The sequence below is a fragment of the Kitasatospora sp. Root107 genome (genome assembly GCF_001424875.1).
Classification (GTDB): Bacteria; Actinomycetota; Actinomycetes; order Streptomycetales; family Streptomycetaceae; genus Kitasatospora.
The window spans coordinates 32,549-41,024 of record NZ_LMCT01000031.1; the positions used below are offsets into that span (position 1 = coordinate 32,549).

Below are 8,476 nucleotides of genomic sequence, written 5' to 3' on the forward strand. Positions count from 1 at the left end.
CGTCAAAGCTCCTCCAGAAGATCATCTGTCCCGCACTGGCACGCTGGGCGGGAACAGCCTGGACAGTGGCTGCGGCACCATGTCTAATCGGCCCAGAGTTGTCCGGCAGGTGCGTGGGCGCCGGACAAACAACCGTGGTCAATGGGGGGTTGGCGTGGGTCGTCCGGAGAAGCCGCTGGACCCGGACGGCGGTCGGACGGCGCTCCTGGCGGCCGGGCTGCGCGAGCTGCGGGAGCGGGCGGGGCGCCCTGGCTACCGGGCGATGGCCCAGCGCGTCCACTACTCCGCGGCCGACACCGGCGGCGCACCAGTGCGCGGGAGTGTGGCGCAGCCCTGCCCGTACCAGGGCCTGGCCGCCTTCCAGCCCGAGGACGCCGCTTGGTTCTTCGGCCGGGCGGAGATGGCCGGCCGGCTGCGCGAGCGGGTCGAACGGCTGCCCCTGGTGGGGCTGTTCGGGGCCTCCGGCAGCGGGAAGTCCTCACTGCTGCGGGCCGGACTGGTCGGTGCGCTGGAGGCGGACCGGGGCGCCGCGAGCCGGTGGCGCACCATCCTGATGACCCCGACGGCGCACCCGCTGGAGGAGTTGTCCGATCGGCTGGCGAAGTTGTCCGACGGCGATGCGGGTGTGTTGGCGGCGGGGCCCGCCGAGACCCGGCTGCTGCTGGTGGTCGACCAGTTCGAGGAGGTCTTCACGCTCTGCGCCGACGAGGCGCAGGCGTTCCGGTTCGTCGACGCCCTGCTGGACGCGGCCCACGGCCCGGGTCGGCGGACCACGGTCGTGCTCGGGGTGCGGGCCGACTTCCTGGGCCGGATCACCCGGCACCCCGGGCTGACCGAGGCGCTGCGGGACGAGGCCCAACTCCTGCTGGGGCCACCTTCGCAGAGTGACCTGCGGGAGATCGTGGTGCAGCCGGCCGCGCGGGCAGGCATCCGGCTGGATCCGGAACTGGCAGCGGTCGTCCTGGCGGACGCGGCGGCGCAGCCGGGCTCGCTGCCGCTGGTGTCGCACGCGCTGCTGGAGACCTGGCGCCAGCGCACCGGCGAGGAGCTCACGGCAGCCACCTACCGGGCCTGCGGCGGTGTGCGCGGAGCCCTGGCGCAGACGGCGGAGGGCGCGTACCAGCGGCTCGGTCGGCAGCAGGACCTCGCCCGGCGGATCTTCCTCCGCCTGGCCGTGCTCGGCGACGGCACCGAGGACACCCGTCGGCCGATCACCCGGGCCGAACTGAACGGCCTGGCCCCCGACCAGGCGCTCGCCGAGGTGCTGGACCTGCTGGCCCGCGCCCGGCTGATCGTGCTGGACGGGGACTCCGTCCAGCTCGCGCACGAGGCGCTGATCCGGGCCTGGCCCCGGCTGCACCGCTGGCTCACCGACGACCGGGCGAGCCTGCTGGTGCACCGCAGGTTGACCGACGCCGCCCAGCACTGGCAGGCGCTCGACCGGGATCCCGGTGCGCTCTACCGGGGCACCCAGCTGCAGACCGCGCGGGCCTGGGCCGCGGAGCACCCGGGCGAGGCCAACCACGGGGAGGCCGACTTCCTGCGGGCGGGTTCCGAACTGGAGGCCGCCGAGCAGGGGGCGGTGCGCCGTAGGACCCGCCTGTTGCAGCGGCTGGTCGCCTGTACCGCGGTGCTGCTGGTGTTGGCGCTGCTCGGTGGCAGCGTGGCACTCAATGCGCGCCAGGACGCCCAGCGCCGTCAGACGGCCGCGCTGGCCGGGGAGTTGGCCCTGAAGTCCCGCTCACTGCTCTCGAGCGCCCCGGCACTCGCGGGGCTGCTGGCGGTGACGGCCGCCCGGATGCACCCGGACGCCGAGACCCGGGGCTCCGTACTGAGCGCCGCCGCCGTGCCGCGCCGCACCGAGTTCGGCACCCCCGGCGTGCCCGTGTACAGCGTCGACTTCAACCCCGACCACACGCTGCTCGCCTCGGCCGGGGTCGCAGGCTCGGTGTCCCTCTGGGACCCGGCGACCGGCACCCTGGTGGCCGAACTCGCGGGCGGCCAGGGCGTGGTGCAGCAGGTGCGGTTCAGCGGGGACGGGCGGTTGGTGGCCTCGGCCGGGATCGACGGTACGTCAGGCTCGGTGATCGTCTGGGACGTGGCACAGCGCCGCCAGGTCACCAGGCTGGTGGAGGAGGGCGTGGGCCGGGGCATGGCGTTCAGCGCGGACGGGCACCTGGTCGCGGTCAGCGCGGCGGGTGGCTCGATCGCGCTGCACGACCTCGCCTCCGGCGCGCGGACGGTCCTGGCAGCCGGGCAGGCCCAGGTCAGCACGCTGGCCTTCAGCCCGGACGGGGGCCTGCTGGTCTCCGCCTCGGGCGGCGACGGACCGCTGGTGTGGGAGGTAGCTACGGGCCGACGGATCGCCCAACTCGCCGCCGCTCGTTCGGATTCGGTGGCCTTCGGGGCGACCGGACGAATCCTGGCGGCCTCGGCCGACGACCACGGCCTGAGCCTGTGGGACCTGAGCGGACCGACCCCGGTGGCGATCGCGCCACCTGCTCTGACGTCCTCGTACGCCTGGACGCCTTCCACCCCTGCCGGGGACCGGATAGCGGTGGCGGACGAGACCGGCACCGTGCACCTCTGGGACTTCCGGCGCGGTGTGGCGCTCGGCTCGTACCGGGACCGGGGGCGCAGCGAGACGGTGTCGGTGGCACTCAGCCGGGACGCCGCCATGCTCGCCTCGGCCGGCTACAACGGCACCATCGTGGTGCACGACCTGACGGCCGAGCCGTTCGGCGGTTTCAGCGCCGAGGTGACCGACCTCCGGACCAGCCCGGACGGTGCCACGGTCGCCACCGCCGGGAGCGACGGCGCCGTACGGCTCTGGAGCCGGGACGGCAGGCCGACGGGTGTGCTGGACGGTCACGGGGACGAGGTGGCGGCGGTCGCCTTCAGCCCGGACGGATCGCTGCTGGCCGCCGTGACCCGCAACCGTCGGGTCACCCTCTGGGACGTCGCCCGGCGCCTTCGGGTCGGCGAGCCGCTGGGGCCGTTCGGCTTCGGCTCCGCCACCGGCATCGCCTTCGCGCCCGACGGGAAACTGCTGGTGGTGGCGGCCCTGGGACTGTTCGCCTGGGACGTCCGTACACCCGCCGCCCCGGTGGACGTCACCGCACGGTTCGCCTCCCGGCTGACCGACTCGGTGGCCTTCACGCCCTCGGGGGAGCGGCTGGTGGGCGTCGGGCCGTCGGGAAAGCTGACCACCTGGGACACCACGTCGGGGGCGGTCCTGACCCGCGACGACACCGGCCAGGGAGCAGTACAGGCGCTGGCGCTCAGCCCGGACGGCAGCGTGCTGGCCACCTCCGGCGACGGTCGCTCGGTGGCGCTTCGCGACGGCCGCACCGGTCGGCAGACCGCTCTGCTGAACGGTCACGGTTCGGCCGTCCAGACCCTGGCCTTCAGCCGGGACGGACGCCTGCTCGCCTCGGCGGGCGACGACGGCACCGTGATGGTGTGGGACGTCGCGGCGCGGAGCAGGCTGGCCACCCTCACCGGCCACACCGCACGCATCCGTGCGCTGGCCTTCACCGACGACGGCGCACTGCTCTCCGGTGCCGAGGACGGCCGGGTGATCCGCTGGCCGCTCGACCCCGACCGCGCGGCGGCCGGTATCTGCCGGGCGGCAGGGACGGGCCTGAGTCGTCAACAGTGGAGCGACTACCTGCCGTCGTTGGGATACCGGGGCGGTTGCCTCTGAACTCGACGGTCTCGGCTGGTCGAGGTCAGGTGCCGCCGGTGCGCCAGAACCTCATGGGTCAGTACACCTAGGCCACCCCGCGCCGGCCCGCCCGTACCGACGGGCCGTCAGCCAGACCGCCAGCGGCAGCGCGACGCCGGCCACCGCGGCCACCACTCCGGCCACCAGCAGCAGCCCCGCCGGGACCGCGAGCGCCAGGCAGTGCCGGACACCCCACCGGTCGGCGAACTCGTCCACCGGCAGGTGGACCAGGTCCAGCAGGTGGAACGCGTCGTAGGTGGCCAACACGTAGGCCAGCGCCGCGTACCCGAAGGCGAACAGCAGCAGCCAGCTGCTGCGTTCGGCGGCCGCCAGCAGGAGCAGGGCGGCGGCCGAGACCAGCAGTGGGGTGGCGCCGTTGAAGATCAGCAGCTGGGCCGAACCCAGCACCGCCGAGGGCGAGCGGAAACCGTGCCAGTGAGTCACCGTCAGCGCGGCTGTCGCACCGCCGAGCAGCACCATCACGGACAGCGCGGGTAGGGCCCGCCGCAACCGCCCGGCCCGCCCGTACCGACGGGCCGTCAGCCAGACCGCCAGCGGCAGCGCGACGGCCCAGTAGACGGCGAGCCAGCCGGGGTGGCTGAGCACCTCGGGCCGGAGGATGCCGCCGGGCGCACGGACGGGCACCGCGCAGATACCGTCGGCCGCCCCGCCGCAGTGGGTGCCCGGCAACCGGTACAGCGGCAGCGGAAGTGCGAGCAGCACGCCGAACAGCACGAGCACGAACCAGTACCGCCGTGCGGCCACTTGCCCTCCTCTTGTCCGCCTCGGAGACAGTTGCCAGGCATCCTCCAGGGGTGACGGCCCGCGCACAAGAGGGATCGCCACCGGAATCGGGGACACACCTCGTAGGCGGGCCCGGACGGGTGCTCGTTGCGTAACCTTGCCGACGGGAGGGAGCCGTGGGTTCCCCGGCCGGTCCGACGAAGGGGTTTCCAGCCATGTCCCAGCAGGTCAAGGGCGTCATCGCCCGCGCGAAGGGCGAGCCCGTCCGGGTGGAGACCATCGTGGTGCCCGACCCGGGGCCGGGCGAGGCGGTGGTGCAGGTGCAGGCCTGCGGGGTCTGCCACACCGATCTGCACTACCGCGAGGGCGGGATCAACGACGAGTTCCCGTTCCTGCTCGGCCACGAGGCGGCCGGGGTGGTCGAGTCGGTCGGCGAGGGCGTCACCGAGGTGGCCCCGGGTGACTTCGTGATCCTCAACTGGCGTGCGGTGTGCGGCCAGTGCCGGGCCTGCCGGCGCGGCCGGCCCTGGTACTGCTTCGCCACCCACAACGCGAAGCAGCGGATGACGCTGCTGGACGGCACCGAGCTCTCCCCCGCGCTGGGCATCGGCGCGTTCGCCGAGAAGACCCTGGTGGCGGCAGGCCAGTGCACCAAGGTCGACCCGTTGGCCTCCCCCGCCGCCGCCGGACTGCTCGGCTGCGGCGTGATGGCCGGTCTGGGCGCGGCGATCAACACCGGCGCGGTCGGCCGGGGCGACAGCGTGGCGGTGATCGGCTGCGGCGGTGTCGGCGGCGCGGCGATCGCGGGCTCCCGACTGGCCGGAGCGGCCCGGATCATCGCGGTGGACATCGACGACCGCAAGCTCGACCTGGCCCGGGGCCTCGGCGCCACCCACACCGTCAACTCCCGCCAGGCGGACGCCGTCGAGGCGATCCGTGAGCTGACCGGCGGCTTCGGCGCGGACGTGGTCATCGACGCGGTCGGCCGCCCGGAGACGTACCGGCAGGCCTTCTACGCCCGCGACCTGGCGGGCACCGTCGTCCTGGTCGGCGTGCCGACCCCGGAGATGAAGCTCGAACTGCCGCTGCTGGACGTCTTCGGCCGGGGCGGCGCGCTCAAGTCGAGCTGGTACGGGGACTGCCTGCCCAGCCGCGACTTCCCGCTGCTGATCGACCTCTACCAGCAGGGCAGGCTGGACCTGGACGCCTTCGTCACCGAGACCATCGCGCTGGACGGCGTCGAGCAGGCCTTCACCCGGATGCACGGCGGCGACGTCCTGCGCTCGGTGGTGGTGTTCTGATGGCCGCTCAGCCCTCCGCCCGGATCGAACACCTGGTCACCTCCGGCACGTTCTCGCTGGACGGCGGCACCTGGGAGGTCGACAACAACGTCTGGCTGGTCGGCGACGACCACGAAGTGCTCGTGATCGACCCGGCCCACGACGCCGAAGCCGTGGCCTCACTGATCGGCGACCGCCGGGTGGTGGCGATCGTCTGCACCCACGCCCATGACGACCACATCAACGCCGCCCCCGAACTGGCCACGAAGACCGGCGCCCCGATCCTGCTGAACGAGACCGACCGGCCGCTCTGGGACCGCACCCACCCCGACCGCGCCCCGGACGGCCCCCTCCCCGACGGCCACCGACTGACCGTGGCGGGCACCGAACTGACGGTCCTGCACACCCCGGGCCACGCCCCAGGCGCGGTCTGCCTGTACGCCCCCGCCCTGGGCACCGTCTTCACCGGCGACACCCTGTTCGCCGGCGGCCCGGGCGCCACCGGCCGCTCCTTCTCCGACTTCCCCACCATCATCGACTCGATCACCGACCGCCTGCTCACCCTCCCCCCGGACACCACCGTCCACACCGGCCACGGCGACTCCACCACCATCGGCGCCGAGGCCCCGCACCTGGCGGAGTGGGTGGCCCGCGGCCACTGACGGCCGCTCAGGCGGTGCGGCCGGGGTCGGCCGGGCCGCACCGCCTGCACTAGCATCCGGGCATGCCGATATCCGAGGGCGCGACCTCACCCGGTTGGCGCGTCACCGTCGTGACGCAGAAGCGCCGCACCGGGCGGCCGCCGTACTACACGCCTCCCGCCGAAGCCCAGCCGCTCGCCCGGCGGGACGGCCTGCGCATCCACGGCCGGGTCGGCGGGATCAGCTGTGTCGACACCACCGGCCGGACCCACTGGACCCTCCCCTGCGCCGGCCGCCCGAACGCCGCCCACATCTCCGGCGGCCGGGTCCTGGTCACCACCGACTCCCTCGACTACACGCCCTGGGGCTTCCTCGGCCCGGCCCTGCTGATCGACCTGGCGGACGGGACCCTGATCGCCGAACTCCGGGGCGAGCGCGGTGCCGTCCTGCGCGGCGGCCGCTTCTTCCTCGGGCTGCAGGGGTACGACTTCTTCGACACCTGGGAGTACGACAGCGATGCCAACCAGGTGGACGCCTGGCGCAGTTGCGGCCACTACGTGGTCGGCAGCGGCGTCCGGGTGGTGGAGTCCGCGCGCAGTCTGGCGGAGGGCAGCCGGGTGGTCCGGCTGCGGCCCGGCGGCGTGATCGAACGCGGGCCGCGCCTCACCGACCTGACCGCCTCCGAACCGCTGGTCCTGTCGGACGGCACCATTCTCGTCCTGGACGCCGGGGTGCTGCGCGCGGTCGGGCGCGGCCTGGAGGAGTCCGTCCTGGCCGAGTTGCTGCCCATCGCACCGGGTCAGGTCCACCGCTTCCTGGGCACCCTGGAGCGCACCGCCGACGGCCTCACCGTGACCCTCGCCGAGCGCCATCCCGACAAGCACACCAGCTACACCGTCCACACCTGGACGCTGGCCCTGCACCCGCCCGCCTGACCGGGCAGGAGCAGCGGCTACTCCCGCCCGTAGGCCGCCCACCGGCCGAGCGTGAAGCCGTCGCCCGCCTTCCTGACCTCCACCGCACCCGCTCCGCCGAAGTGTGCCGGGATCACCAACTCACGCTCGGCCGCCGCCCGTTCGAGAATCCGCCGGCGGCTGGTCGCCGCCCGTGCCGGGTCCAGGCAGAGGCAGCTGCTGCAGCCCGGCCGGAGGATCTGCACCGGGCTGTGCAGCAGGTCCCCGACGAAGACCGCCCGGTCGCCGCCGGAGGCCAGCCGCAGGACGGCCGATCCGGGGGTGTGGCCGGGCGCGGACTCCAAGGTGAGGTGCTCGTCGATCCGGTGGGTGCCGTCCCACAGCACGACCTGCCCGGCCTGGTGGACGGGGGCGATGCTGTCCTCATAGATCAGCCGATCGAGCACCCGGCCGCCGTTGGCGTACCCATTGTCAGGGCCGAAGTACTTGTCGTCGGCGGCGGGCAGAAGGTACTGCGCGTTCGGGAAGGTGGTCGCCCAATCCCCGTCCACGGCCGTGGTGTTCCAGCCCACGTGGTCGACGTGCAGGTGGGTGTTGACCACCACGTCGACCTCCTCCGGGGCGATCCCGGCCTGGGCCAGCAGGCCGGGAAAGTCCCCCTGCCAGTGGTGGAACAGCGGCGATCCGGGCCGCTCGCGCCCGTTGCCCACCCCGGTGTCGACCACCACCGTCCGACCTCCGCTGCGCAGCACCCAGGTCTGCAACGCGGCTGCGGCCCGGTCACTTTCCGGCTCCCAGTGATCCGGCGCCAGCCAGTCCTCGTTCTCCCGCCACACCTCGGCCTCGGCCCCCGGGACAAGGTCCCTGGCCGGCAGGAACGTTCCCCGCCACTCCACCAGCCGGATGACCTCGACGTCTCCCAGCATCATCCGCTGCACGCTCTCGTTCTCCATGACCACGACCCTAGGGAGCAACGGGTGAGCAGCTCAATGCCTGCTGTGCTCAAGCAAATATGTGTCCGTCTCACTTCCGAGGGCCCACGTATGCTGGCCCCATGGATGTGGTGAGCGACGCGATCTCCGCCGTACGGCTCGGCCGGCCCTCCTCCAACCGGCTCCGGGTCGGCGGGAGTTGGTGCACCCGGCTGGCCCCGTACGACGGCGCGGGCTT

Annotated in this window: 6 protein-coding genes and 1 pseudogene; 5 read left to right on the top strand and 2 right to left on the bottom strand. The window is 73.6% G+C overall.

The window, feature by feature from the left end:
• The first annotated feature begins 154 nt into the window (after nucleotides 1-154).
• Nucleotides 155-3,706, top strand: a complete 3,552-nt coding sequence (locus tag ASC99_RS24770; RefSeq protein ID WP_057235853.1) for a WD40 repeat domain-containing protein — start codon at nucleotides 155-157, stop codon at nucleotides 3,704-3,706.
• A 51-nt stretch (nucleotides 3,707-3,757) separates the two neighbouring features.
• On the opposite strand, the gene ASC99_RS24775 is transcribed toward ASC99_RS24770, so the two are convergent.
• A complete protein-coding gene (locus ASC99_RS24775) occupies nucleotides 3,758-4,492 on the bottom strand; it encodes a hypothetical protein (RefSeq protein ID WP_057235856.1) in 735 nt (244 codons plus the stop codon).
• A gap of 194 nt (nucleotides 4,493-4,686) precedes the next feature.
• Here ASC99_RS24775 and ASC99_RS24780 point away from each other — a divergent pair, with 194 nt between their 5' ends.
• The 3 genes from ASC99_RS24780 (at nucleotide 4,687) to ASC99_RS24790 (ending at nucleotide 7,327) form a co-directional block, all read left to right on the top strand.
• On the top strand, nucleotides 4,687-5,772 hold the full coding sequence (locus ASC99_RS24780) for an S-(hydroxymethyl)mycothiol dehydrogenase (protein WP_057235860.1): 1,086 nt from the start codon (nucleotides 4,687-4,689) through the stop codon (nucleotides 5,770-5,772).
• Nucleotides 5,772-6,413 (top strand): MBL fold metallo-hydrolase, encoded by a 642-nt coding sequence (locus tag ASC99_RS24785; protein WP_057235863.1) that lies wholly within the window; start codon nucleotides 5,772-5,774, stop codon nucleotides 6,411-6,413. The genes ASC99_RS24780 and ASC99_RS24785 overlap by 1 nt, the downstream gene beginning before the upstream one ends.
• Before the next feature lie 62 nt (nucleotides 6,414-6,475).
• Nucleotides 6,476-7,327 carry a hypothetical protein gene (locus ASC99_RS24790; protein ID WP_057235866.1) on the top strand — a complete coding sequence of 284 codons (852 nt, stop codon included), beginning with the start codon at nucleotides 6,476-6,478 and terminating at the stop codon, nucleotides 7,325-7,327.
• Nucleotides 7,328-7,344: 17 nt separating this feature from the next.
• Here the strand turns inward: ASC99_RS24790 and ASC99_RS24795 are convergent, their stop codons facing one another.
• The gene (locus ASC99_RS24795) at nucleotides 7,345-8,259 is read right to left on the bottom strand and encodes an MBL fold metallo-hydrolase (RefSeq protein WP_200948411.1); all 915 of its coding nucleotides are present in this window, start codon (nucleotides 8,257-8,259) and stop codon (nucleotides 7,345-7,347) included.
• A gap of 101 nt (nucleotides 8,260-8,360) precedes the next feature.
• On the opposite strand from ASC99_RS24795, the pseudogene ASC99_RS41095 reads away from it, so the two are divergent.
• Nucleotides 8,361-8,476: pseudogene (locus ASC99_RS41095) on the top strand (AraC family transcriptional regulator); the annotation flags it as partial.

What these genes read in the sequence shown, in the direction of transcription:
- ASC99_RS24780 (WP_057235860.1), top strand. Translation starts at nt 4,687, where the DNA reads ATGTCCCAGCAGGTCAAGGGCGTCATCGCCCGCGCGAAGGGCGAGCCC.
- ASC99_RS24785 (WP_057235863.1), top strand. Translation starts at nt 5,772, where the DNA reads ATGGCCGCTCAGCCCTCCGCCCGGATCGAACACCTGGTCACCTCCGGC.
- ASC99_RS24790 (WP_057235866.1), top strand. Translation starts at nt 6,476, where the DNA reads ATGCCGATATCCGAGGGCGCGACCTCACCCGGTTGGCGCGTCACCGTC.
- ASC99_RS24795 (WP_200948411.1), bottom strand. Translation starts at nt 8,259, where the DNA reads ATGGAGAACGAGAGCGTGCAGCGGATGATGCTGGGAGACGTCGAGGTC.